At 58.6% G+C, this 24,722-nt stretch carries 26 protein-coding genes; 9 read left to right on the top strand and 17 right to left on the bottom strand.

Annotation, left to right across the window (positions count from 1 at the left end; genetic code table 11):
* Window positions 1-61: 61 nt before the first annotated feature.
* Window positions 62-382: a carboxymuconolactone decarboxylase family protein gene (locus MPRO_RS01865; protein WP_067286271.1), complete on the top strand. Its 321-nt coding sequence runs from the start codon at window positions 62-64 to the stop codon at window positions 380-382.
* A gap of 166 nt (window positions 383-548) precedes the next feature.
* On the opposite strand, the gene MPRO_RS01860 is transcribed toward MPRO_RS01865, so the two are convergent.
* The 4 genes from MPRO_RS01860 to MPRO_RS01845 are packed head-to-tail and all read right to left on the bottom strand — an operon-like array spanning window position 549 to window position 3,230.
* Window positions 549-980: a YqaA family protein gene (locus tag MPRO_RS01860; protein ID WP_067286270.1), complete on the bottom strand. Its 432-nt coding sequence runs from the start codon at window positions 978-980 to the stop codon at window positions 549-551.
* A 2-nt stretch (window positions 981-982) separates the two neighbouring features.
* Window positions 983-1,681 (bottom strand): gamma-glutamyl-gamma-aminobutyrate hydrolase family protein, encoded by a 699-nt coding sequence (locus MPRO_RS01855; protein ID WP_067286267.1) that lies wholly within the window; start codon window positions 1,679-1,681, stop codon window positions 983-985.
* Window positions 1,660-2,631, bottom strand: a complete 972-nt coding sequence (locus MPRO_RS01850) for an amidoligase family protein (protein WP_067286259.1) — start codon at window positions 2,629-2,631, stop codon at window positions 1,660-1,662. Before MPRO_RS01850 ends, MPRO_RS01855 begins: the two co-directional genes overlap by 22 nt.
* Before the next feature lie 53 nt (window positions 2,632-2,684).
* Window positions 2,685-3,230, bottom strand: coding sequence for a zinc ribbon-containing protein (locus MPRO_RS01845; protein ID WP_067286258.1), 546 nt, complete (start codon window positions 3,228-3,230; stop codon window positions 2,685-2,687).
* A 455-nt stretch (window positions 3,231-3,685) separates the two neighbouring features.
* On the opposite strand from MPRO_RS01845, the gene leuS reads away from it, so the two are divergent.
* The 6 genes from leuS (at window position 3,686) to MPRO_RS01815 (ending at window position 10,629) form a co-directional block, all read left to right on the top strand.
* Window positions 3,686-6,280 (top strand): leucine--tRNA ligase, encoded by a 2,595-nt coding sequence (gene leuS, locus MPRO_RS01840; protein ID WP_067286257.1) that lies wholly within the window; start codon window positions 3,686-3,688, stop codon window positions 6,278-6,280.
* Window positions 6,281-6,295: 15 nt separating this feature from the next.
* Complete coding sequence (locus tag MPRO_RS01835) at window positions 6,296-6,781, top strand: LPS-assembly lipoprotein LptE (protein WP_067286256.1); 486 nt, start codon at window positions 6,296-6,298, stop codon at window positions 6,779-6,781.
* Complete coding sequence (holA, locus tag MPRO_RS01830) at window positions 6,778-7,806, top strand: DNA polymerase III subunit delta (RefSeq protein WP_067286255.1); 1,029 nt, start codon at window positions 6,778-6,780, stop codon at window positions 7,804-7,806. The genes MPRO_RS01835 and holA overlap by 4 nt, the downstream gene beginning before the upstream one ends.
* 533 nt (window positions 7,807-8,339) lie before the next feature.
* Window positions 8,340-8,786, top strand: coding sequence for a VOC family protein (locus MPRO_RS01825; protein WP_067286254.1), 447 nt, complete (start codon window positions 8,340-8,342; stop codon window positions 8,784-8,786).
* A 117-nt stretch (window positions 8,787-8,903) separates the two neighbouring features.
* The gene (locus MPRO_RS01820) at window positions 8,904-9,719 is read left to right on the top strand and encodes a transglutaminase-like domain-containing protein (protein ID WP_067286253.1); all 816 of its coding nucleotides are present in this window, start codon (window positions 8,904-8,906) and stop codon (window positions 9,717-9,719) included.
* Window positions 9,720-9,777: 58 nt separating this feature from the next.
* Window positions 9,778-10,629, top strand: coding sequence for a transglutaminase family protein (locus MPRO_RS01815; RefSeq protein ID WP_067286252.1), 852 nt, complete (start codon window positions 9,778-9,780; stop codon window positions 10,627-10,629).
* Between the two features lie 117 nt (window positions 10,630-10,746).
* Here the strand turns inward: MPRO_RS01815 and lipA are convergent, their stop codons facing one another.
* From lipA to MPRO_RS01750, 13 genes are all read right to left on the bottom strand, one after another.
* Window positions 10,747-11,727: a lipoyl synthase gene (gene lipA / locus MPRO_RS01810; protein WP_067286251.1), complete on the bottom strand. Its 981-nt coding sequence runs from the start codon at window positions 11,725-11,727 to the stop codon at window positions 10,747-10,749.
* Window positions 11,728-11,734: 7 nt separating this feature from the next.
* Entirely contained in the window at window positions 11,735-12,385 is a 651-nt protein-coding gene (gene lipB, locus MPRO_RS01805) for a lipoyl(octanoyl) transferase LipB (protein WP_067286305.1), read from the bottom strand.
* The gene (locus tag MPRO_RS01800; RefSeq protein WP_067286250.1) at window positions 12,385-12,657 is read right to left on the bottom strand and encodes a YbeD family protein; all 273 of its coding nucleotides are present in this window, start codon (window positions 12,655-12,657) and stop codon (window positions 12,385-12,387) included. The genes lipB and MPRO_RS01800 overlap by 1 nt, the downstream gene beginning before the upstream one ends.
* A 3-nt stretch (window positions 12,658-12,660) precedes the next feature.
* Window positions 12,661-13,515 (bottom strand): aminotransferase class IV, encoded by an 855-nt coding sequence (locus MPRO_RS01795; RefSeq protein WP_067286249.1) that lies wholly within the window; start codon window positions 13,513-13,515, stop codon window positions 12,661-12,663.
* Window positions 13,516-13,587: 72 nt separating this feature from the next.
* Window positions 13,588-14,808 carry a D-alanyl-D-alanine carboxypeptidase family protein gene (locus MPRO_RS01790; protein ID WP_245635007.1) on the bottom strand — a complete coding sequence of 407 codons (1,221 nt, stop codon included), beginning with the start codon at window positions 14,806-14,808 and terminating at the stop codon, window positions 13,588-13,590.
* Window positions 14,809-14,888: 80 nt separating this feature from the next.
* Window positions 14,889-15,761: a septal ring lytic transglycosylase RlpA family protein gene (locus MPRO_RS01785; protein ID WP_281177113.1), complete on the bottom strand. Its 873-nt coding sequence runs from the start codon at window positions 15,759-15,761 to the stop codon at window positions 14,889-14,891.
* A complete protein-coding gene (mltB, locus tag MPRO_RS01780; protein ID WP_067286247.1) occupies window positions 15,758-16,816 on the bottom strand; it encodes a lytic murein transglycosylase B in 1,059 nt (352 codons plus the stop codon). Before mltB ends, MPRO_RS01785 begins: the two co-directional genes overlap by 4 nt.
* A 13-nt stretch (window positions 16,817-16,829) precedes the next feature.
* Complete coding sequence (rodA, locus tag MPRO_RS01775) at window positions 16,830-17,972, bottom strand: rod shape-determining protein RodA (protein ID WP_173645490.1); 1,143 nt, start codon at window positions 17,970-17,972, stop codon at window positions 16,830-16,832.
* Window positions 17,973-18,123: 151 nt separating this feature from the next.
* Complete coding sequence (mrdA, locus tag MPRO_RS01770; protein ID WP_067286245.1) at window positions 18,124-20,046, bottom strand: penicillin-binding protein 2; 1,923 nt, start codon at window positions 20,044-20,046, stop codon at window positions 18,124-18,126.
* Between the two features lie 7 nt (window positions 20,047-20,053).
* Window positions 20,054-20,521 (bottom strand): 23S rRNA (pseudouridine(1915)-N(3))-methyltransferase RlmH, encoded by a 468-nt coding sequence (gene rlmH / locus MPRO_RS01765; protein ID WP_067286243.1) that lies wholly within the window; start codon window positions 20,519-20,521, stop codon window positions 20,054-20,056.
* Window positions 20,522-20,526: 5 nt separating this feature from the next.
* Window positions 20,527-20,868 carry a ribosome silencing factor gene (rsfS, locus tag MPRO_RS01760; protein ID WP_067286242.1) on the bottom strand — a complete coding sequence of 114 codons (342 nt, stop codon included), beginning with the start codon at window positions 20,866-20,868 and terminating at the stop codon, window positions 20,527-20,529.
* Window positions 20,869-20,874: 6 nt separating this feature from the next.
* Entirely contained in the window at window positions 20,875-21,543 is a 669-nt protein-coding gene (nadD, locus tag MPRO_RS01755) for a nicotinate-nucleotide adenylyltransferase (RefSeq protein WP_067286240.1), read from the bottom strand.
* 6 nt (window positions 21,544-21,549) lie between these two features.
* The gene (locus tag MPRO_RS01750; RefSeq protein ID WP_067286238.1) at window positions 21,550-22,806 is read right to left on the bottom strand and encodes a glutamate-5-semialdehyde dehydrogenase; all 1,257 of its coding nucleotides are present in this window, start codon (window positions 22,804-22,806) and stop codon (window positions 21,550-21,552) included.
* Between the two features lie 61 nt (window positions 22,807-22,867).
* Between MPRO_RS01750 and MPRO_RS25650 the strand changes: the two genes are divergently transcribed.
* Window positions 22,868-23,008: a hypothetical protein gene (locus tag MPRO_RS25650; protein ID WP_158651717.1), complete on the top strand. Its 141-nt coding sequence runs from the start codon at window positions 22,868-22,870 to the stop codon at window positions 23,006-23,008.
* A 56-nt stretch (window positions 23,009-23,064) separates the two neighbouring features.
* Window positions 23,065-24,702 carry a hypothetical protein gene (locus MPRO_RS01745; protein ID WP_067286235.1) on the top strand — a complete coding sequence of 546 codons (1,638 nt, stop codon included), beginning with the start codon at window positions 23,065-23,067 and terminating at the stop codon, window positions 24,700-24,702.
* Window positions 24,703-24,722: the final 20 nt, after the last annotated feature.

The following is a 24,722-nucleotide window of genomic DNA, read 5'->3' as shown; positions in this document are numbered from 1 at the left end:
GGCCCCACTGCTATGCTGCAAGGCGTATGCTGATACACAGGATCAATCAGGAGAAGCCGTCATGGCCGAGTCGAAGCTTCCGAAAAACTATGTCCAGTTTCGCAGCCGCTACAAAAAGCTGGCCGGCGCACTGGATAACCTGGGCAAGGCAGTGCGCGAAGAAGGTCCGCTGGATGAAAAAAGCGCGCAGCTGATTCAGCTCGCCGCCGCCGCCAGCATCCGCTCCGAAGGCGCCGTACACAGCCACTGCCGTCGCGCACTGGACGCCGGTGCCAGTGCAGATGAAATCCGCCACGCCCTATTGTTGCTGACCAGTACCCTGGGGTTTCCCGCCATGATGGCTGCACTGAGCTGGGTGGAAGACATTATCGATGATGGCTAAACGCCCGACCGTTGGCGCAGCACGCAAACAGGATGCGGGAACCGATGAAATCCGGCGCTCCATTGTCCACTGTACTGCTCACCAGCACCCTGGGCTTTCCGTCCATGATGGCGGCACTGAGCTGGGCTGAGGATGTACTGGACAGCAACTAAGCCTTTAGGTCACTTCAGAACAGCAAGGCATCGGCAAACAGGATCACCACCAGGTACCGCAACCCCTTGCCGATGCCCACCAGCACTACGAAATGAGCCAGTTTCACTCGCATGATGCCACCAATAAAAGTCAGGGCATCACCACCGATCGGCAGCCAGGCAAACAAAAGACTCCAGACACCAAAGCGCTGAAACCAGCTTTGCGCCCGCTCCAGCTCCCGCGCCTTGATGGGAAACCAGCGCCGCTCCCGATAATGCAGCATGTACTGCCCCAGCCACCAGTTGAGTACCGCGCCAAGGGTATTGCCAGCAGTAGCCACCAGCCACAATAAGGCCCAGTTGGCGGGCTGTTCGGACAGCAGAATTGCCAGATAAACTTCAGAGTAAAACGGCAGAATGGTGGCGGCCGCGAAAGCGCCACCAAACAGCAAAAAATATTCAGTCATGGTCAGTCGTCAAGGGATTCGGGCTTGCTCTGTCGCGCACAGTCTATCAGATAGCGAAACAGCCGACGCTGCACCCCAAGGTAAGACAGATATTCGGGATGCCACTGCACCCCCAGAATCAGCCGACCCTGATCGCACTCCACCGCCTGCACAAAGTTATCCAGATCCCGCGCGGCGACCACCAGCCCCTGCCCCAGCCGATCGATGGCCTGATGATGCAGGCTGTTGATGGCCCAGCGCTCTCGCCCCAGGACCCTGCGCAGCACGCCTGAATGCGCACTCTGTGCCGTCTTGCGTGGCAAGGGGGTGCGAAAATTGGAGGTCTGGCGACGCAGGCCGCGAATATCGCCGTGCAACGATCCCCCCAGCACTACATTGATCAGCTGGGCGCCGCGACAGATACCCAGCAACGGCAGACGAGTATGCAAGGCATGCTCAATCATTTCGATTTCAAAGCGATCCCGCTCGGGGTCTATAGGCGCCCGGCCATTGTCATGGCCGTCGTAAAGGCTTGGGTCTATATCATCTCCGCCACCGATAATCAGGCCCTGCAGAGGATCGTGACTGTGCCGTTGATAACGGGTGGGCGTCAGTCGCAGCGCTCGCCCACCGGCCAGCCAGATTGCCAGACAGCTAGCCCACCAGGCGAAGACGAGTCCGCCATCGGGGCCCGTTACGCCTATGAGGGGTCGGCCAGCCACAGTTCCACCTTTTCAGACCAGGGTGCGATCCAGTCCGGCAATGCCCCCTGCAAATGGACCCGATAATGCCGACAGAGCGCATCCAGCTTCGCAGGGGACTGCACCAGCATTTCCACCTGTTGCCAGTCCTGCCAGGCATCCAGCAGACGCCACTGGGGGTTGTCGATATCTGAATTGGGCAGACGGTAATGCAGCGTGGGTCTTGCATTGATCTTTTCATCCGGCACCGCCGCCTTCACCGCCGCCGAATCCAGCCAGGCCAGTAGCGGCAGCATGTCGAGCGCCCGGTTGCGGGTCGGATTGAGGGCCAGATAGTCACGAATCAGGCCGTCCTGATCTGGCCAGTAGTCGCTTTGCAATACCTGCTCACAGTATTCCCGCGCAAAGGGCTGAATAAAGGGGCTCAGGCGCCGTACCAGTGCTGTTTCCTCCCGTGCACCCAGCCAGTCATGCAGACACAGATACGCCTTTAGATAACGCACCAGTGTGCAACTATCCAGCGCAGGCAATTCGGGATTGAAGTGCACCCCGAAGGCATAGCGGGCGGCCCCATGGGTGCCCAGGGCGCCGGCCTCGCGCAATGATTGCACCAGGGTTTCAAGCACCTCAAGGCGAGAAAAGGGAATGGGCGGGCAGACGATTTCAAAGGGCACCAGATTACTGGCGACCGCCGCCAGCGCCTCAGTAACCAGACTCTCCAGTTCACTGCTGTGACCGTGGCTCTGTTCGCGGCCAAGCTGCTTGAGGTAGCGCAGATCCAGTTCCAGACTGAAGCGGCCAAATTCGGTACCTGCTACACGCTGTTCGCACACCGAAACCCGCTCTACCCGCCCACCGAAGGAGGCCTGAATACAGCGGGCGATATCGTCCAGCTCGATACCCGCCAGCTCAATTTCGACACCGACGCGCCGCTCCTGTCCCTCCTGGGTGAAGTTATGCGCAGGTTTCATCAAAGAAGTTGCGCCTTTGCAGATCTCAGAAGATGCCAGTACACCGCAGCGCCTCAGGCCCCTGACCAGGGTTTGGATATACGTCTGAAGAAGCCCTTGCCGCAGGTCTGGCAATCATCGATACGGGAGGTTTCAGTCAATTCCTGAGTAGCGCCACAGTTCAGGCAGGCCAGGGTTCCCACTGTGGCAATTTCGCCACTGAGGTAATCATCTTCACCATGGGACAGGCGCTCACGCAGCGTTTCCTGATCAATGCGGGTCCGATCCGCCAGGCCCATTAGCAGCTGACCCAAACGGTGTTCGAGGATATTCAGATCGAAATGCAACCAGGCGGCGATACCGGCACCGGTTTCATGGGCATAGTAGCCCAGGCGCTTGAGGTCACGCTTGAGATAGGCCGTGAGCAGATCCATCTCATCGCGGGTCATTTCTTCGGCGGCCAACTCCAGCTTGGCAGCTTCTTCTATGCGTTCCTGCAAATAATCCCAGGAACGAATCTCGGCGCGTTCAAGATCGGCCAGCAGCCGCTTGAGAATGCGATCATAGGCCGTGGTGGCCTTGTCGTGCTGCTGTTCCTGCTTGCGGGGATCATCAGTCATATCGTCTCCTGGGAGGCTTTCGGGCTTGGCTGGTCGTAGCGAGGGAAAGTCCGCCTTGCTCAACACGACCATGTACTCGACCCTTTGGGGCTTGCACGTTCAATCGTTCCCTGCGCTTGAATGAGCCAGTTTTGGGCTCTTTCGATGCGATTAATCAGAAGGCTAGCCGAGTTACACAGCGATAGCTGCCAACCGGACAAGCTACATGAATGTAGCTTGTGAACAGTGGTTCTATCAAAGAACATACAAAAATGCCCCCTCTTTAACCCTAGAGAATCGGCTTTCCACAGTAGATCAGTGTTAAGCCCGACTGTCTCTTAGACTAGGCGCATTCCACTGTTGATGGAGTAGCTTCTATTGTATGCTATGCCGCATGTCACGAACTTTCCATTGAACCAATAGCCGGCATTTCCAGATGCCGGTTTTATTGTCAGAGAATGTCGATTCCTAAATCCATGAACGAACAATACCAGCCCGGGGACATCGAGTCCCAGACCCAGGCGTACTGGGACGAGCACGATAGCTTCCGCAGCGATGAAGACCTCACCAAAGAAAAATTCTACTGCCTGTCGATGTTCCCGTATCCCAGCGGCCGTCTGCACATGGGGCATGTACGCAATTACACCATTGGTGATGTAGTCTCTCGCTACCAGCGCATGCAGGGCAAGAATGTCCTCCAGCCCATGGGCTGGGACGCCTTCGGCTTGCCCGCTGAAAACGCCGCGATCAAGAACAATGTCGCGCCGGCCAAGTGGACCTACGAAAACATCAGCTACATGCGCAATCAGCTGCAGCAGATGGGGTTTGGTTACGACTGGAGCCGCGAAATCGCCACCTGCCACCCGGAATACTATCGCTGGGAACAGTGGTTCTTCACCCGGCTGATGGCCAAGGGCATGGTTTACAAAAAGGAATCCGAGGTTAACTGGGATCCGGTGGACATGACCGTACTGGCCAACGAACAGGTTATCGACGGCCGCGGCTGGCGCTCCGGCGCTCTGGTTGAGCGCAAGAAAATTCCGCAGTGGTTCCTGAAAATTACCGACTACGCCGATCAGTTGCTGGACGATCTCGACAAGCTGGAACACTGGCCGGAACAGGTCCGTACCCAGCAGCGCAACTGGATCGGCCGCTCCCAGGGCGTGGAGCTGAAGTTTCAGGTCGCTGGCAATGGCGAGCTGGAAGTTTTCACCACCCGCCCTGATACCCTGATGGGTGTCACCTACCTGGCCGTGGCGCCGCAGCATCCACTGGCGCTACAAGCGGCCGAGCAGAACCCACAGCTTGCCGCCTTCCTGAAAGACTGCAAGCACACCAAGGTAGCCGAGGCTGATCTGGCCACCATGGAGAAGAAAGGCATGGCGCTGGGTCTGGAAGCAACCCACCCCCTGACCGGTGAGAAAGTGCCTGTCTGGACCGCCAACTTCGTACTGATGGACTATGGCTCGGGTGCCGTTATGGCCGTACCAGCCCACGACCAGCGCGACTGGGAGTTTGCCCACAAGTACGATCTGCCGCTGCGCCAGGTGATCAAGCCGCTGGATCCGGCTACCCCGATTGATATCGAGCGCGAAGCCTTTACCGACAAGGGCATACTGATCAATTCCGGCGACTTCTCCGAACTCGAATTCGAGCTGGCCTTCAAGGCCATCGCCAAAGAACTCGAGCGCAAGGGCAAGGGCCGTACCACCATCAACTATCGCCTGCGCGACTGGGGTGTTTCCCGTCAGCGTTACTGGGGCACGCCTATTCCGGTGATCAACTGTCCGTCCTGCGGCCCGCTGCCGGTACCTGAAGACCAGTTGCCCGTGGTTCTGCCGGAAGATGTCGACTTCGATGGCGTCGGTTCGCCAATCAAGAAGATGGACAGCTTCATCCAGACCACATGCCCCGGCTGTGGCGGTGCGGCAGAGCGCGAAACTGATACCTTCGATACCTTTATGGAATCGAGCTGGTACTACGCCCGCTACGCCTGCGCCCGCAGTGACAACGCCATGCTGGATCCTGAACAGGCCAACTACTGGCTGCCAGTGGATCAGTATATCGGCGGCATCGAACACGCCATCCTGCACCTGCTGTATTCGCGTTTCTTCCACAAGCTGATGCGCGATGAAGGCCTGGTCCAGTCCGACGAGCCCTTCACCCGCCTGCTGTGCCAGGGCATGGTGCTGGCTGACACCTATTATCGTGAAGACGAAAAGGGCGGCAAGATCTGGATAGCGCCTACCGATGTCGATACCGAAACCGACGACAAGGGCCGCATTATCAGCGCGCGTCTGAAGTCTGATGGTCTGCCGGTGGAGCAGGCTGGCGTTTCGAAGATGTCCAAGTCCAAGAACAACGGTATAGATCCGCAGGTTATGATCAACAAGTACGGCGCCGACACCGTGCGCCTGTTCATGATGTTCGCAGCCCCGCCTGAGCAGTCGCTGGAATGGTCCGACTCCGGTGTCGAAGGCGCACACCGCTTCCTCAAGCGCTTGTGGAAACAGGTGCACGATCACCTGCAGCACGGCCAGAACGTGGTCACTCTGGATAGCGCCAACCTCAGCGACGAACAACGCGACCTGCGCCGCAAGGTACACGAAACCATCGCCAAGGTGAGCGACGATATCGAGCGTCGCCAGACGTTCAACACCGCCATTGCCGCCGTGATGGAGCTGTCCAACAGCATCGGACGCTTCGTCGATGTGAGCGAACAGGGTCGTGCCGTCACCCGCGAAGCTGTGCTGGCCGCCACCCAATTGCTGTCACCCATAGTGCCGCATATTACCCATCACCTCTGGCAGCAGCTCACCGGCAGCACCGATTTGCTGCATACGCCCTGGCCGCAGGTGGATGAAAGCGCCCTGGTGCGTGCATCCCTGGAAATGGTGGTACAGGTTAACGGCAAGGTACGCGCCAAAATCAGCGTCGCCGCCGACGCCGATGAAGATGTAATTCTGCACACCGCCCTGGCGGACGAAAATGTGCGTAAGCACATGGCCGACAAGCAGTTGCGCAAGAAAATTGTAGTGCCGGGTAAACTGGTTAATATCGTTGTAGGCTAAGGACGGGAGAAGGCAATGACTGTGCAATTGAGGCTGATACTGCTGATCGCAACACTGCTGTTAAGCGGCTGTGGTTTTCAGTTGCGCGGCAGCGCCGATGTCCCGATGGAGTTGCGCGAACTGGCACTACAAATGCCAGCTGGGCGCAGCGACCTGCGACTCGAATTGAGCCGCACCCTGCGCAGCAACGGCATTGAGCTGGTCGTGGCTGCCCCCTACACCCTGGAAATTCTCGAAGAGAAACAGGGCCGCCGTGTCGCCTCGCTGGATGAAAGCGTCAAGGTGGACGAATACGAACTGCGCACCGAAGTGCGCTTTCAGATAACCCAGGGCGAGCGCTTTCTGATAGCGCCAACTGCGGTACGCACCGAGCGGGTCTATACCTACGACGCCGATGCCATTACCGCCAAAAACGCCCAGCAAGCCCTGCTGCGCCGCGAAATGCAGCAGGATATTTCGCGCCAAATCCTGCGTCTGTATATCGCTGCCGGTCAGCCATGAAACTCAAACCAGAACAGCTCGGTGCCCGCCTGAAACAGGCTGTGGCGCCGGTCTATCTGGTCACCGGTGATGAACCTCTGCTGGCCGAGGAAAGCTGCGACCTGTTGCGCAAAACGTTCCTCAGCCAGGGTTTTACCGAACGCGAAGTCCTGCACGTTGATGGCAGCTTCAAGTGGGAGTACCTGCTTGAGTGTGCTAGCGCCCTGTCGCTTTTTGCCGAACGCAAGATCATCGAACTGCGTCTTGGCAGCCAGAAGCTGAACAAGAACGCCAGCGAGATGTTGCAGCAGTATCTGGTCAACCCTGCGCCCGATAATGTACTGCTGATCACCGCCGACAAGCTCGATGCCGGTGCCAAAAAGAGCGCCTGGCTCAAGGCCGTCGACAAGAGTGGCGTGATCGTTGAGCTCTGGCCCGTTGAACCTGCCCAGCTGCCGGAATGGATCCGCCGTCGTGCAGTGCAGATGGACATGCGCCTGGACGACAGCGCAGTGGAAGTTCTGTGTCAGCGGGTGGAAGGCAATCTGCTGGCGGCGCGCCAGGAAATGAGCAAGCTGCAGCTACTGTTCCCCAACAAGACTCTGACTGCGGATGACGTTATTGATGCCGTCTCCGACAGTTCGCGCTTCGATATCTTCGGCCTGACGGATGCGGCTCTGGGCGCTCAGCCCCAGCGTGTCACCCGTATTATTCAGGTATTGCGCCAGGAAGGCACTGAACCCGCCGTAGTGCTTTGGGCCCTGGCCCGAGAGATTCGCATCCTGCATGCAGTACAACGTGGCCTGCAACAGGGAACCGGCTTTGACAGTCTGTGCCAGCAGCAGCGGTTATTCGGCAAGCGCAAGCAGCTGGTACGCAACACCACCAAACGCCTGTCCCCGACCACTCTGGAAAATCTGCTGCAGCAGGCCGCCGAGGTCGACCGACTGGTCAAGGGCGCTCGCGCCGGCGACCCCTGGCTCACCCTCACCTCGATTCTGCTACACCTGGCCGGTACCACGCTGCCACTGGATGCCACCGGCTGATTTTGGCCACCCCGCGTTATCCCTGCACGTCCCCCTAATCGAATACCATATCCTGTCCCTTTCTTGCGCGCTGCCTTTGCAGCGGCCATGCACCCTTGATCAAAAAACAACCAGCTCCACGTTCACCCCCTGTAACAGCGCTCAGCCCAGTTACCCATAAGTTACGCACAGACCTACCCCTAGATTCTGTGGATAAGGCTAAAATACTAAATCGGAAAAATTTCCGATTTGGCTTGACAGCGGAACTTGAGCCGACCTTTTTTTCTGCACATATGCACAACGCAAGTTGCTGAAAAACTAACTATTTAACGCTCAAAAAACGCACGCATCAGGCAATACGCCGGCTCTGCACGGCCCTGGATGAGTACCCATACCTTATGCACAATTTTATACACAAGATTCGGGGATAAGATTCCAGGCCAGTCTCAGCTCAGAGTTGTCCACTGCCGTAAAGTTGCCCACAGACAGGCCCGATCCACCGCCAGGGTGTATAACTAATAGGATCCAGACGTTCACTATTCCCGGAGTATTCCATGTCCGCCTCCGCCCGAATTACCCACATAGCCCTGCACGTAAGCGATATGACAGCCTGTGTCGCCTTCTACCGTCAGTTCTGTGGCATGCACCTGATCCACGAACGCCATAGCCACACACAAACCATCAGCTGGATGGCGGAGCCTGGGCGGGAACGGGACTTTATTTTCGTGCTGATGAATGGCGGTCAGGATCTGCAGTTGCCGGATAACGACTATCGCCATTTTGGCTTCGCACTGGAAAGCCGCGACGCCGTCGACAGTATCGCCAAGCAGGCTCGCGATGCAGGCTGCCTGGTCTGGGCACCGCGGGACGAGCCCTTCCCTGTAGGCTACTACTGCGGCCTTCGCGATCCCAATGGCAACTACGTGGAATTTAGCTATGGCCAGCCACTGGGGCCCGGAGCGGACGACTTTGACCTACTGCCCGAGCGCGGTCCCAACTGATCATGTTGCTTCATCACCAGACCCTGCAAAGGAATCCATTACGCAGGTGCAAAAACCTGTACAGTGAAATCATTATCCTGGCGATTTATGCCTATGTTAACTCAAAGGACGAGCCCCATGTGGTTAAGAACCAGCTGTGATCTGACATTCGACATTGAGGTGCCAACTCCCTTTGTGCTGATGCTGCGCCCCCGCAGCGGTGCCCAGCAATGGATTGCCAGCGAACAATACAAACTGGTCCCCAGCGTACCCGTGTTCGAATTCACCGATAACTACGGTAACCTGTGCCAGCGCCTGATTGCTCCTCCCGGCGTCTTCAGTATCCATACTGCAGCAGAGGTCATGACATCGGATCATATAGACCGCGCCCCTGGCGCTCGCTTCGTCGAAATACAGAACCTGCCCGAATCTGCGCTCAACTATCTATTACCCAGTCGCTACTGTGAATCTGATCGTTTCAGTCAAATGGCAAACAGCATCACCGCGGGCTACGCGCCGGGCTACGATCAGGTGGCCGCGATCGAAACCTGGCTGCGCAATACCATTCGCTACGAGCCCGAAAGCAGTGATATCCAGATTTCTGCGACCGAGATTAACGCCCGAGGCTGGGGAGTATGCCGTGACCTGGCACACCTGGGGATAGCACTCTGTCGCAGCCTGAGCATTCCTTCACGCATGGTGGTCGGCTACTTGCATAACCTTGAGCCTATGGATCTGCACGCCTGGTTCGAGGCCTATGTGGCTGATCGCTGGTATACCTTCGATGCCACCCAGGCCCAGCTGCACGGCGGCTACGTTGCCATCGGTTATGGCCGGGATGCCGCCGATGTGGCCGTTTACAACCAGTTTGGGCCTGCGACCTACCCACGGGAGCAGCGGGTAAGCGTGCAGCACATTGATGAACAGGGATATGATCAGGGCAGCTACGCCTGACGCCAGCAACAGAAAGCTTTATTGACCTCGCCCCCCAGGCCGACTCCGGGATGACATTATGCAGCGCTACAAGATTGTGCATCACACCTACTACAACTTCACCGACGAGGTATCGCTGGGCGAACACAAACTGCTGCTACGACCACGTGAAGACCATGAACTGCGTATCCAGTCGTTTTCCCTCGACATAAGCCCAGCGGCTACTCTGCTGTGGCACCGTGACGTCGAAGATAATTCTGTGGCGCTGGCCAATTTCACCCTGCCTTGCCGCCAGCTGGTCGTCAGGAGTGAAGTCATTATTCAGCAGTACAACGAAGCCCCGCTGGACTTTCTGGTATCGGACTACGCCCTGAGCTACCCGTTCAGTTACCAACCCGATGACGAACCCATGCTGGCGCCCTACCATACGTTGCCCGATGCACATACCAGCGCCCTGCTGCACACCTGGATCAGCAATTTCTGGCAAGCGGGCGAGAATATTCAGACCTACAGCCTGCTGCAGCGCATCGCCGAACATATTTACCAGACCCTAAGCTATCGCGTGCGCGAAGAACCCGGCGTCCAGAGCGCCCGCCAGACGCTGGAATACGGTACCGGCTCCTGCCGTGACTTTTCCGTGCTCTTTATGGAAGCTGCCCGCTACCTGGGGCTGGCTGCCCGCTTTGTCAGCGGCTACGTGCATACGATTCTGGCCCCGGACAGCAACGGCGCCACCCACGCCTGGGCCGAAGTCTATCTGCCCGGTGCCGGCTGGAAAGGATTTGACCCTACCATCGGCAAGATCGCCGGCACTGATCATATCCCCGTTGCCGTCGCGCGCCTGCCAAACGCGGTTCCGCCCATATCAGGCTCCTACCGCGGTAGCGCCACTGCCACCCTGGATGTCGGAGTCTGGGTCACCAAGGTGTAACACGCCACCGACGACGACTGGGGTTAGAGCCCCACAAAAAAAGGAGCCCGCAGGCTCCTTTTTCAACATTTAGCTGTCAACAGTCAGCTACATTCAACCCACAGGGGCCGATAGGATCTAACCGACCTTCTCACCCTTGGCCTGCAGATCAGCATGGTAGGACGAACGCACCAGCGGGCCTGAAGCAACATGGGAGAAGCCCATTTCCTTGGCCAGACGGGCAAACTCGTCGAATTCGTCCGGCGTTACAAAGCGATCGACCGGCAGGTGACTGCGGCTCGGCTGCAGATACTGACCAATAGTAATCATGTCGACATTATGCGCGCGCAGATCGCGCATGACTTCGACAATCTCTTCATTGGTTTCACCCACGCCCACCATCAGACCGGACTTGGTGCGAATGCCGGGCTGACGCTGCTTGAAGCCTTCGAGCAGATCCAGTGACCATTCGTAGTCGGCGCCCGGGCGAACCTGCCTGTACAGGCGCGGCACGGTTTCCATATTGTGGTTGAAAACATCCGGCGGTGTGGCACTGAGAATCTCCAGCGCAACATCCATGCGGCCGCGGAAATCCGGCACCAAAGTTTCGATCTCGATGGACGGTTGGCGCTCGCGGGTTTCGCGTACGCAATCGGCGATATGCTGGGCACCGCCATCACGCAGGTCGTCGCGATCAACAGAAGTAATAACCACATAGCGCAGACCCAGATCCGCTATGGCGGTAGCCAGCTCGCGGGGCTCGTCGGCGTTGAGCGCATTGGGACGACCGTGGGCTACGTCACAGAACGGGCAGCGACGGGTGCAGATGTCGCCCATGATCATGAAGGTAGCGGTACCATTAGTGAAGCACTCACCGATATTCGGGCAGCTGGCCTCTTCACAGACGGAAGACAGCTTGTGTTCACGCAACTTGGACTTGATACGCTGCACTTCAGCCGAGGAGCCCATGCGTACGCGCAGCCAGGCCGGCTTGCGTGGCATTGCGTCTTTCTCGGTAGGGATAACCTTCACCGGGATACGGGCGACCTTTTCGGCGCCACGAAGTTTGACACCCTGTTCGGCGCGCGCGCCAGCGGTTTTGTTATCAGAACTTGCCATACAATCGCTAATCCAATCTGGTTCTGCGGGACACCGTAGTATACCCGATTTTGTTGATCAAAATATCACCCATACGACTGACGGCCGCAGCGCTATCCAGCCCCGATACCAGGCTTGCAAGCTGGGTCATCGCCATGCCGGCATAGCCGCAGGGATTGATACGCAGGAAGGGCTCCATGTTCATATCCAGGTTCAGCGCCAGGCCATGGAAGGAGCAGCCACGGCGTACCCGCAGGCCCAGCGAGCAAATCTTGGCATCACCGACATAGACACCGGGAGCATCGGGCTTGGGATAAGCCTGGACACCATATTCGGCCAGCAGCGCCACCACGCTTTGCTCCATCAGGTCCACCAGATCACGCACACCCAGGCTTTTGCGACGCAGGTTCAGCAGCAGGTACACCACCAGCTGACCAGGACCATGATAGGTTACCTGACCGCCACGGTCGGCCTGCACCACCGGTATATCACCGGCATTCAGCACGTGCTCGGCCTTGCCCGCCTGCCCCTGAGTAAACACGGGGCTGTGTTCCAGCAGCCAGATTTCATCCGGCGTCTGGTCATCGCGGCTATTGGTAAGATCCTGCATCCGCTGCCAGGTGGTGTCATAGGGCACCAACCCCAGACTGCGCAGAATTAGAGTATTGGCAACGGTCATCACATGACCATTTTAACGCGGCCAGAGGATTTCAGATCCTGATGCATCTGTTCCAGTTGCTCGACCCCGGTGGCGGTAATGCAAAAGCGCACCGACTGAAAGGTGCCCTTTTTGCTGTCCTGCACTGTAACGCTGGCGACATCAAGATCCGGCGCGTACTTGAGCACGGTTTCGATAACATAGTCCCGAAAATCGGTGCTGTTCACCCCTATAACCTTGATCGGATAATCGGGGCAGGGAAATTCAATCTTGGGGGGTTGCTGTTCGCTCATGACTCACTCCCCCGTCATCAGTTGCTGCTGATAACGGGCCAACAATTCAAACATTCGAGCCCAGACGGGCCCCTTTTTACCGCTGCCAATGGGACTATGATCCACCCTTGTCACCGGCACCACGCCGCGAGTCGAACTGGAAATCCAGACTTCGTCAGCGCTCATCAGGCTATCGTAATCGATATCCACTTCCTGGTACTGCATGCCGTTGGCATCGGCCAGGCCCAGAACCAGCTCCCGGGTAATACCGCCCAGAATATCGGAGCTGCGCTTGGGGGTATAGATCACGCCCTGGCGCACCACAAACAGATTGCAGGAGGTGCCTTCGGTCAGCACGCCGTCGCGCAACAGCAGAGCTTCATCCGCCCGGTGATCCTTCGCCTGTTGCAGCACCAGAATATTGGGCAGCAATCCGGTAGATTTGATATCGCAGCGATGCCAGCGCAAATCCGCCGTGACAATGGCGCTAATACCTACCACATCGTCGGCCGGCACCGCGGCGAAATTGCGCACCGGCGCACAGCAGGCAAAGACAGTAGGCTTTAGGCTGGCATCATAGCTGTGACTGCGACTGCCACAGTCCCCGCGGGTCACCTGCAGATATACCGACATGTTGCCGCCGCCATTGCGCTGCACCAGCTCGTCCATCACTGCAGCCCAGTCAGTATCTGCCTGAATACGCACGGCCCGCAGGCTGTGTTCCAGCCGGGCTATATGCTCCTGCAGCCTGAAACCTATACCGCGAAAATAGGGCACTACCTCATAAACACTGTCGCCGAACAGAAATCCGCGGTCGAAAGGCGACACTGTCGCCTCTTCAGAAGCCATGAACTGGCCCTTGAGATATACGATATTCATCGACGTCTGGCTCCTCAATCCGCCGGCAGGGCGCTGGCGGAAGGATCAGTGGGTGCTTACTGCTCTAAATATTTAGCCAATCAAGCTGAGGAAAAACAACAGTATGCTGTGCCAGATACGCTTGAGCAGGCCACCTTCGGCGACATCTTCCAGCGCAACCAGCGGCACTTCGCGCACAAGTTCACCATTGAGCATCACCCGCACGCGGCCATACTCCTGCCCCTGTACGACTGGAGCCTCAATCACACGATCTACATCCAGCGCAGCTTCCAGCTGATCGGTCTGTCCACGGGGCACAGTCACCGCCAGGGATTCCGCCAGGCCCAGGCGTACTTCGCCACCCTGACCACCCCAGACAGTGGCCGTATTCAGCGGCGTGCCGCCATCGTACAGCTTGTGGGTGCGGTAATAGCGGAACGCATAGGCCAGCAGCTTCTGGGTTTCCTGCGCACGCGACTCTTCACTGGTGGTACCCAGCACCACGCTGATCAGGCGCATGTCATCGCGTTTGGCCGATGCCACCAGGCAATAGCCGGCTTCTTCAGTGTGGCCGGTCTTCAGGCCATCAACCGAGTCGTCGCGCCACAGCAGGCGGTTGCGGTTGGGCTGGCGGATTTCGTTGTAGGTGAAGTACTTCTCGGAATAGATCGGGTAATTTTCCGGGAACTGGCGAATGATCGCCCGCGCCAGGATAGCCAGATCGCGCGCCGTGGACATGTGCTGATCCGCAGGCAACCCGGTGGCATTGCGGAAATAGGTGTTTTTCATGCCCAGCAGGCCTGCGTGCTGGTTCATCAGGTCGGCAAAAGCCGACTCGCTGCCGGCTATGTGCTCTGCCACGGCAACCGAAGCATCGTTACCCGACTGAATAATGATGCCCTGCAACAGATCGATCAGTTTCACCTGGGTACCTTCGCGCACGAACATGCGCGAACCTTCAGTGCGCCAGGCCTTTTCGCTGATCAGCACCATGTCATCCTTGGAGATGTTGCCCTTGGCCAGTTCGTACTCAACGATATAGGCGGTCATCATCTTGGTCAGGCTGGCGGGGGCAAACTGCTCATCTTCCTTGTCGGAGAGCAGAATTTCGCCGGTTTCAGAATCCATCACCAGATAGGAAGTTGCCGCTATCTGGGGCGACGCCGGTATCAGCTCGGCCGGCGACAGGGTCGGAGTCGAATTGAGCGTCGGCGTTGCGTTCAGGGTCGGCGTTTCAGCCTGTACGGGGCCTGCCAGAAGAAGTGAACAGAGGAAAAAGCCGCATAGTCGGGCGTATATCGGTTGTTGAGCCATGATTCTCTTTATCAGTCTGCGGAAAATTGGGTGCAGGGTAGACGTCTTGGGAGACTAAAAGTTCTACTCTACTCAGGCGATCAGGGTAAGTCCACCGGACGGGCGGCGGTGTAACCGGCATCCCCTAGCTGGCGCATAAGACGCGCTTCGGTTTCACTGTCAGGCACGGGTCCAAGCTGCACGCGATACAGGGTGCGGCCCTCCTGAGTTACGGGAGACACCCGCAGGTTCAAACCCGCAGACAGCTGGCCGATATTCTGCTCGATGCGCTCAATGGCCGCTCGATCCGAGAAGGCCCCCACCTGCAGATAGCGCCCAGGACCTGGCGTCGTTTTTGTACCGGCTGGCAGGGCGGGGGCCGCAGCCAAAGTGGTACGCGGATCCAGAACTTCGAGCGAGACACGGGCCGTGCCCTCGCCCATCATGTCCAACCGTGACGCCGCCGCGTAGGACAGGTCAATCACCCGTCCTTCATGGAAGGGACCGCGGTCATTCACCCGCACCACGACCTGGCGGCCGTTATCAACATTGGTCACCCGCACATAGCTTGGCAATGGCAACGACTTGTGCGCAGCCGTCATGCTGAACATGTCGTAGACTTCACCGTTGGAGGTTTCGTAACCATGGAACTTGCGACCGTACCAGGAGGCGGTACCCTGCTCCTTGTAGCCCCGCGCTTCCTCGATGATATGGTAACGCTGCCCCAACACCTCGTAGGGACTGCGATTACCCCTCAGGCTTTTTGGCTCCAGCCGCGGCACGGCATCCGGCACCTTGGACACATCCACCATTTCCAGCGGTGCCTTGTCGTGTTTCATGGAATAACGACCGGCATTGGCTTCAGGTACGGGGGTAACCCCGGTGCTGTCTTCGGTCTGTTTTACCGAGGACGAACAACCGGCCAGCAGCGCCAGCAGCAATACCAGCGACAGGCGCACTTGTGTGAAACTCACCCCTGCTTGCTCCCCCGGTAGGCGGCGCCGATCATTTGGCTGAGTTCATGCACCGCCATGCCGTAGAGCCGGCTGTGGTTATAGCGGGTAATGACGTAGAAGTTGTGCAAACCAAAGCGGTATTCGTCCCCTTCGGCCATTTCCAGCTGCATCAGGGTCGCTTTCTGCGTCTGGTCCAGGTCTTTGCGGGTGCTGATGCCACGCTCGGCCCACTGCGCCAGGGTGACTTCGGGTTTGAGATCGGCATTGAACCAGCTCGCATCCGCGGTGCCGTTGATCACCACATTGCTGATCACAGGCTCACCCTTTTTCCAGCCGTGGCGGGCAAAGTAATTGGCTACACTGCCGATGGCATCGACCGGGTTGTTCCAGATATCACGTTTGTTGTCGCCATCGAAGTCCACCGCATAGGCGCGAAAGCTCGAGGGAATAAACTGACCGTAACCCATGGCGCCGGCATAGGATCCCTTGAGTGACAGCGGATCAACCTGCTCTTCCTGAACCAGCTGCACGTATTCCTTCAGCTCACCGCGAAAGAAGGCGCCGCGCTTGGGATAATCAAATCCCAGCGTCGCCAGCGCATCAATCACGCGGTAACTGCCAGTAATGCGGCCGTAACGGGTTTCAACGCCGATAATGGCGACAATCACCTCGGCCGGTACACCAAACTGCTGCTCGGCCCGGGCCAGGGTGTCGGCGTGCTCGCGCCAGAATTGCAGGCCCTGATCGATACGCTTCTGCTCAATAAAGATCTTACGGTACCCACCCCAGGTCAGGCGTTTTTCCGCCGGGCGCGACATGGCCTTAAGAATGGATTCCTGGCGCTGCGCCTGATCGAGCAAGCTCACCAGATAGGCGCGATCCACCCCCTCGGCCACCATTTCGTCGATCAGAGGCAGAGCCTCGGGGTGCTGCGAATAGCCGACGGTGGCGTCAGCTGCCGCCACCGGCGCCGAAACTGCGTCTTTGCTGACATGACCCACCGCTGTTGAAGCACAGCCGGTTTGCAATACCAGCGCCAGTGTAACCAAAGCCGGAACCAAAACTTTTTGCATACTTAATCCCTGTTTATCGACGCAGCATCTGCCGATGGGTGTGAACCGACATCATAATGCCGAAGCCTGCCATCAGCGTCACAATAGAGGTACCGCCATAACTGATCAAGGGCAGCGGTACACCAACCACCGGCAAGAGTCCGCTGACCATGCCGATATTTACAAATACATACACAAAGAACGTCAGAATAATGCTGCCCGCCACCAGGCGGCCAAAGCTGTCCGGTGCCCGACTGGCGATGATCAGGCCGCGGCCTATCACCAGCAGATACAGGAACAGCAGAGTCAGCACGCCAATCAACCCCATTTCCTCGGCAATCACCGCGATAATAAAGTCGGTATGGGATTCGGGCAGAAAGTCTAGCTGCGACTGGGTGCCTGCCATATAACCCTTGCCCCAGACCCCGCCAGAACCTATGGCTGTCTTGGACTGGATAATATTCCAGCCACTGCCCAGCGGATCGCTTTCCGGATCAAGAAAAGTGAGTACCCGCTGACGCTGATAGTCTTTCATCACCATCCAGAGCCCCGGTAACGCAGCCCCGGCAGCCACCATGGCCGCCAGCACATAGCGCCAGAGGATACCCGATAGCAGCAGCACGAAAATACCGGAAGACGCAATCAGCAGCGAGGTTCCCAGATCCGGCTGCTTCATTATCATGACCGACGGAATACCCAGTAGAACCAGCGAGACAATAATGTGCAACGGCCGCGGAGGCAACGGCCGGCTCGAAAGATACCAGGCAATCATCAGCGGCAGCACCAGTTTGGTGATTTCCGACGGCTGAAAACGAAAGCCCGGCAGTGCCAGCCAGCGCTGCGCCCCCTTGGCACCCACTCCAACCAGCAGCACCGCCAGCAACAGCAGTACGCTGGCGGCAAACATCCAGGGTGCCCAGCGCGCCAGATGACGCGGATTGACCTGGGCCAATCCGATCAGCACCGCCAGACCCGCCCCCATGCGAATCGCCTGCCGGCTGACGTAACCGACGTCCTGCCCGGAGGCGCTATAAAGCACGAAAAGCCCAAAGCCGCACAGCAACAGCAGAAACAACAGCATCCAGGCATCCAGATGGGTATGGGACCACCAGCCAGGACGCTTCGCCAGATGCTGGCCGGATTCTGGCATGGTGCGCTGAAAGTCACGCAGACTCATGCAAGTACTCCCAAGCCTGCAACGGAGGCCGATTCGGTCATCATCGTGATATTTCCATTTCCTGCAGTACTTCTTCTGCTATCCCAGGTGTCAGTCACAATGCGGGCGGACCCTGGTGAAGACCGAGGCTGCAATACGGCCGTTTCAAGCATCATCGTGATATTTCCGCTTCCTGCAGCTCTTCTTCCGCCATCGGGTCTTCACTGGGGTCTATACCCAGCAACCAGGCATCCATGACCTGACGGGCTATGGGTGCAGCCGTACTGGAGCCGCCACCGCCGTTTTCCACCACCACGGCCACGGCGATCTGGGGATCATCCACCGGTGCAAAGGCCAGAAAGAGCGCATGGTCATGGTTACGCTCCGACAGTTTGGATGCATCGTAACGCTCATCCTTCTTGATACCCACCACCTGGGCAGTGCCGGTCTTGCCGGCGATAATATAGCCCGCATCCTTCCCGGCCTTGCGCGCTGTGCCGCGCTCGCCGTGCATCACGTCCACCATGCCCTTGATCACTTGCTGCCAGTAGGCATCGGACTTCAGGGTCACGTCTTCAGGCATGGGCCGGGCGTCATCCAGCGTCGGCATCTTGATGCTGATGTCGCCTTCCTCGCCCTTGGTGCGCACGCCCTGCAACAACTTGGGCTGTACCCACTTGCCGCGATTGGCCAGTACGGTGGCGGCTGTCGCCAGCTGCAGTGGCGTGGCAACGAAAAATCCCTGACCAATACTCAGGTTAACCGAGTCGCCAGGATACCAGGGACGATTGCGGGAGCGACGCTTCCATTCCTTGGATGGCAGTACCGCCGGTACCGCTTCGGGCAGATCGAGACTGGTGACAGCACCAAATCCAAAGCGACTCAGGTAATCCGACATCTTGTCGATCCCCATGCGATAGCCGACATCGTAGAACCAGACATCACAGGACTGGGCCAGCGCCAGATTCAGGTCCACCCGGCCATGGCCGCCACGCTTCCAGTCGCGGTAGCGACGCCCGCCCTGACTGAGGGTAAAGAAGCCCGGATCCCACACCGTATGACTCGGAGATATGGTGCCGGAATCAAGCGCCGCCAGTGCAATCACCGGCTTAATGGTCGACGCCGGCGGATAACCGCCACGCAGCGCACGGTTGAACAGTGGCAGGTCGGGCGAGTCCCGCAGCGCGCTGTAGTCCTTGGTCGAAATACCGGTCACGAACAGGTTGGGGTCGTAGCCCGGCTCGCTCACCAGCGCCAGAATGCCACCGGTCTTGGGGTCTATCGCCACCACAGAGGCGCGGCGGCCATCGATCAGCCGTTCGGTGATCTGTTGCAGGCGCAGGTCGAGACTCAGTACCAAATCATCCCCCGGCACCGGATCGACACGCTCCAGCACGCGCAACACCCGGCCACGGGCATTGGTTTCAACCTTCTGAAAACCCACCTGGCCATGCAACTGCGGTTCGTAGAACTTCTCGATACCCAGCTTGCCGATATAGTGCGTGGCGGCGTAGTTGTTGGCCTCCACCCGCTGCAGTTCGGCCTCGTTAATACGCCCGACATAACCCAGCGCATGGACCACGGCCTCGCCGTAGGGATAGTAGCGGATCAGATCCGCTTCAACCTGCACACCCGGCAAGCGGTGATAATTAACGGCAATACGGGCAATCTCGGGTTCCGTAAGACGAAAACGCACCGGCACCGTTTCAAATGGTCGCCGGCGCTGACTGTAACGCTTTTGGAAACGCTCCAGTTCGGATTCGGTGATGGGTATCAGCTGTTTCAGAATATCCAGGGTGCCATCGAGATCCTTTACCTCTTCCTTGAGGACCGTCACGCTGTAGCTGGGGCGATTTTCGGCCAGCAAGACACCATTGCGGTCGTAAATCAGGCCACGGGTAGGCGCCACCGGCTGCAGATGCACTCGGTTGTCCTCCGACATGGCGGCATAACGATCGTACTGCACCACCTGGAGGAAATAGAGCCGGCCAACCAGCACCGACACCAGCGCCACCACCAGCACAAAAGCCAGCATTGCCCGGGCACCAAAGGTGCGGCTTTCCTGGCTGTAATCCTTGAAGCGTTCGAAGGCCATGAAATCGCTATTTGTGGTAGGGGTGACCCTGCAAAATGGTGCAGGCGCGGTAGAGCTGCTCTGCCAGCAGCACACGCACCAGCGGATGGGGCAACGTCAGCGCCGACAGCGACCAGCGCTGTTCAGCCGCCGCACTGCAACGGGCATCCAGACCGTCCGGACCGCCGATCAGCAAGGAAACGTTTCGACCGCCCATGCGCCAGCCTTCCATGTTAGAGGCCAGCTGCTCGGTCGACCAGTTACGGCCTTCCACCTCCAGCGCCACCACCAGGTCTCCCTTGGGGATGGCCGCCAGCATCTGATCGCCTTCCTGGCGCTTGGCCCGGGCAAGATCCGCGCCCTTGCCCCTATGCCCCAGGGCCAGCTCCACCAGCTCCAGCGTCAGATCTGCCGGCAGGCGCTTGGCGTACTCATCGTAGCCCTGGGTGACCCAGCCTGGCATCTTGCCGCCAATGGCAATCAGACGTACTTTCATCGCCGTTACTCAGCCGCTTTAGCCACGTCAAAGTTCCACAACCGTTCCAGATCGTAGAAGCTGCGAGCATCCGGCATCATGACATGGACAACGACATCACCCAGATCCACCAGCACCCAGTCACCGCCTGTCTGACCCTCGGTGCCCAGCGGCATCACGCCCGCAGCTTTCGCCGTGTCGATCACGCTCTGGGAAATAGAGTTCACATGGCGATGGGAGGTTCCGCTGGCGACCAGCATGAAGTCGGTCACGCTCGACTTGCCCTGCACATCCACTAACACGACATCTTTGGCTTTCATATCTTCCAGCGCGGTTTGCGCCAGGGTGACCAGTTGATCAATCCGCATCTTGGGTTAACTATCCTCTTCAATCACGTAAAGTTTGTGTAGTTGCATAAAGTGCCAAACGGGGTCTGGACACAGATAACGGGGTGACAGACCCTTCGCCACCAGTTGGCGAATCTGGGTAGCCGAGATGCTCAACGGCGTCAGTTCGTGCATTAGCACGCGGCCGCAGGGTGAGCCCAGCACTGTCTTCAGCGAACGAGTTTCATGGGCACGGAAGAAACGCCGCATCCGCTCATCCGGTTCGTATACATAACCTGGCCTGCACACCACTATGATGTGGCAGTAGTCAGGCAGTTGTTCCCAGCCATGCCAGCTGGCCAATCCGAGGTAGGCGTCCATTCCCAGCACCATGCACAGCGACCGGTCGGGTCCGATTTCGGCCCGCAGCGACTGCAGCGTGAGCAGGCTGTAGGAGGGCTGTTCCGACAGCACCTCCCGCGGATCAACCCGCAGGGCAGGCTCATGTTCCACCGCCAGGCCTACCATGGCCAGACGCTGTTCCGACGAGCAGCCAGGCTGCTCGCGGTGCACCGGGACCTTCGAGGGGATCAGGCAGACCTGTTCGACTCCCATCCACTGCTGGATCTCCAGCGCGGTGCGCAGGTGGCCATTGTGCACGGGATCGAAGGTGCCGCCCATGAAAACCAGGGCATCCGCAGGGCCGGTATCGGTCATGTCCCTTTACTGACGGATATGACCATCACCCAGCACCACGTATTTCTGCGACGTCAGGCCTTCAAGGCCGACCGGGCCACGGGCATGAATCTTGTCCGTGGAAATGCCAATTTCGGCCCCCAGGCCATACTCGAAACCATCGGCAAAGCGCGTCGAGGCATTGACCATCACCGAGCTGGAATCCACTTCCCGCAGGAAGCGCCGCGACTTGGTGTAGTTTTCGGTGACGATAGCATCGGTATGGTGGGAGCCATACTTGTTGATATGGCTGATGGCCTCATCCATGCCGTCCAGCACGCGGATCGACAGAATGGGGGCCAGGTATTCGGTCGACCAGTCTTCCTGTGTTGCCGCCACAATTTGCGGCAGCAGCGCACGGGTGCGTTCACAGCCGCGCAACTCAACGCCGGCCTGCTCATAGGCGCCGGCCAGCTCCGGCAGAACCTTGGCGGCTACACTGCTGTCGACCAGCAGGGTTTCCATGGTATTGCAGGTACCATAGCGGTGCGTCTTGGCATTGAGGGCGATATTGATCGCCTTGGAGATGTCGGCCTCGCTGTCGATAAAGACATGGCAGATACCGTCCAGATGCTTGATCACCGGCACCCGCGCATCACGGCTGACACGCTCGATCAAACCTTTGCCACCGCGGGGCACTATAACGTCAACGTACTCCGGCATGGCGATCAGCTGACCGACAGCCGCGCGGTCGGTGGTCTCGACCACCTGTACCGCCGTCTGCGGCAGGCCCGCACGCTTAAGACCCGCGGCAATACAGGCTGCAATCGCCTGGTTGGAATGAATCGATTCCGAGCCGCCGCGCAAAATGGCGGCATTGCCGGATTTCAGGCACAGGCTCGCCGCCTCGACCGTCACATTGGGCCGCGATTCATAAATTATACCGATCACGCCCAGAGGCACACGCATCTTGCCGATCTGAATGCCACTGGGGCGATAGTTCATATCGGTGATGCCGCCAATGGGGTCCGCCAGTGTCGCCACCTGACGCAGACCCTCGATCATGGTATCGATACGTGCCGGTGTCAGTTCCAGACGATCCAGCATGGCTGCATCCAGACCACTGGCCCGAGCATTTTCCAGATCCTGCTGATTCGCGCTCGCCAGAGTATCGCGCCCGGCCTCAATGGCTTCAGCCATATACAGCAGCGCCTTGTTCTTGATGCCGGTTTCGGCACGTGCCATCAGCCGCGACGCCTCGCGTGCACGCTGACCCAGCTCGATCATGTATGCCTCTACGTTCATGCCCTGCCCTTAGCTCCGGTCGTTAACCTGCGCATTATACCGTCCGGAACCCGGATCTTGCATGAAGGATTTCACTTTTGCTGCAAGCATCGAAAGCGGCACCCCAATCGGGGCATTAACTGGTCATCGCGGCCAGCGCTTTAAATGGCTCCTGGATGCGCTGCAACATGCGGCCCGGCAGTACTGTGCCGGCTCCGGTTGAGCTGTTATGATCGGTTTCGTCCAATTTCCACGCGCCCCTGGATAACCCAGCACACTATGTCCGCAGTCCAGCCCCAGATTACCGCTATCCCGTCCCCGTTGCGTCGTCGCCTGCTGTTGCAACTGGCCATGATTCTGACCTTTGGCCTGCTGCTCAGCGGCGGCTATCTCTGGTTCAGCGCCAGCAAGGATGCCCAGGCAGAAACACTGGCATCTGGTGAAAAGTTGATGCGCCAGTCCGCCGTGCTGCTGCAACCCCTGCTGCTGGCCGACGACCGGGTCAGCCTGAACTACCTGATTAATGAGCTGGGCGAGCAACCCGAAGTGCGTGGCATCTCACTCTACAACCAGACCAGTGAACTGGTCGCCCGTAGCGGCGAAGCCGAAGGGCCGCTTGAACGCGAGCTGGTGCTGGAACGCGAGCAGCAGATCATAGGTCGCATGCTGTTCTGGCTCGATCCGGCCCCCGCCCGGGACCAGCGTCTGGAGCAGCTGACCCTGGTGGCCATGCTCTGGCTCGGCTGCGCCCTGGCGGCACTCCTGACCCTGGCCATGACACTTAATGCCCGCCCGCCGCGCGCATTCGATGACGACGACGAACTGGAAGATGAAGCCGATCAGGCGCTGGATACGGCGACAGAGGACGAGCTGAACCTGGCGGCCTTCCCGGCAGAAGAGCCGACGCAGGCAAGCCTGCATGACGACTCAGACACAGAATCCCGGCGCTACGATTTCCCGGCCGAAGACGCAGGCGCATCGGACGCTGCTTACGAGGACTATCAGTCGCTGGAAGAGGCTGATGAATTTAACCCTGACCAGGACAACGATCAATACGACGACCAGGATCATGCCTCCGACAAACGGCGGGACGAGTCCGGTTTCGATGGATTGCTGGACCTGCTGCGGCCGGTGAAAGAACGACTGATGCCCCGCTTCATGCCCTCGGCGCCCCAGCCGGAAGAGTCGGAACGCGTGCATGAAGCCCGTTTTATCGACGAGGATTTGGAGATTGACGACGACGAACCCGCCGCAGCTGAACCGCAGCAACCCAGCGCACCCAATCCGCTACGCGAACGCAGCGAGACCCAGCTGGGTCTCTACAGTTTTGAGCATGAGCTGGAACTGCGGCTGACGCCCCAGGAAGCCAGCTATCTGCTGCTGATCGACACCGCCAGCGGTCACGCCGAGTATGTCGATGAACAGGAGCGTGCCGAACTGCTGACCCACTACAGCCAGTTCGCCCACCAGATCGCCGCCATTTACAGTGGCGACATCGAGCCCCAGAACAACGGCGACATTCGCGTCTGGTTCCGCCAGCCCACCGAGGAAGACGCCCACGGTGCCAATGCACTCTGTGCCGCCAAGCTTTTCACCCTGCTGTATCGGACTTTTAACCAGCGCCGCATTCGCGGTTTCCAGCCGGTACTGAACCTGCATATAGCGCTGGTGCGCGGCAACTGCCTCAAACCGTCGCTGATGCTGGAAGAAGTCCAGTTCCTCACCCGCAGCACCCAGAGCAACGAGCTGATCAGCCACACTGCCCTGACTGAAGTTCCGGATCTGAAGGGTAATTTGCTGGAACACGCCGATATCAGGCGCGAGGACGAAGACAAGGTGCTGATCCATCGCCTGAGTGAGGATTACGAGGAACTGCTGGAGCGCCAGGCCAGTCATCTGATCAGCAAAACCGGCTGACCTCAGTCGGACGCTCCACA

Origin of the sequence: Marinobacterium profundum, from assembly GCF_001528745.1 — a bacterium.
In the GTDB taxonomy this organism is placed as follows: domain Bacteria; phylum Pseudomonadota; class Gammaproteobacteria; order Pseudomonadales; family Balneatricaceae; genus Marinobacterium_A; species Marinobacterium_A profundum.
Note: the sequence above shows the minus strand (reverse complement) of the source record. Positions and strands in the feature narration are given on the sequence as shown.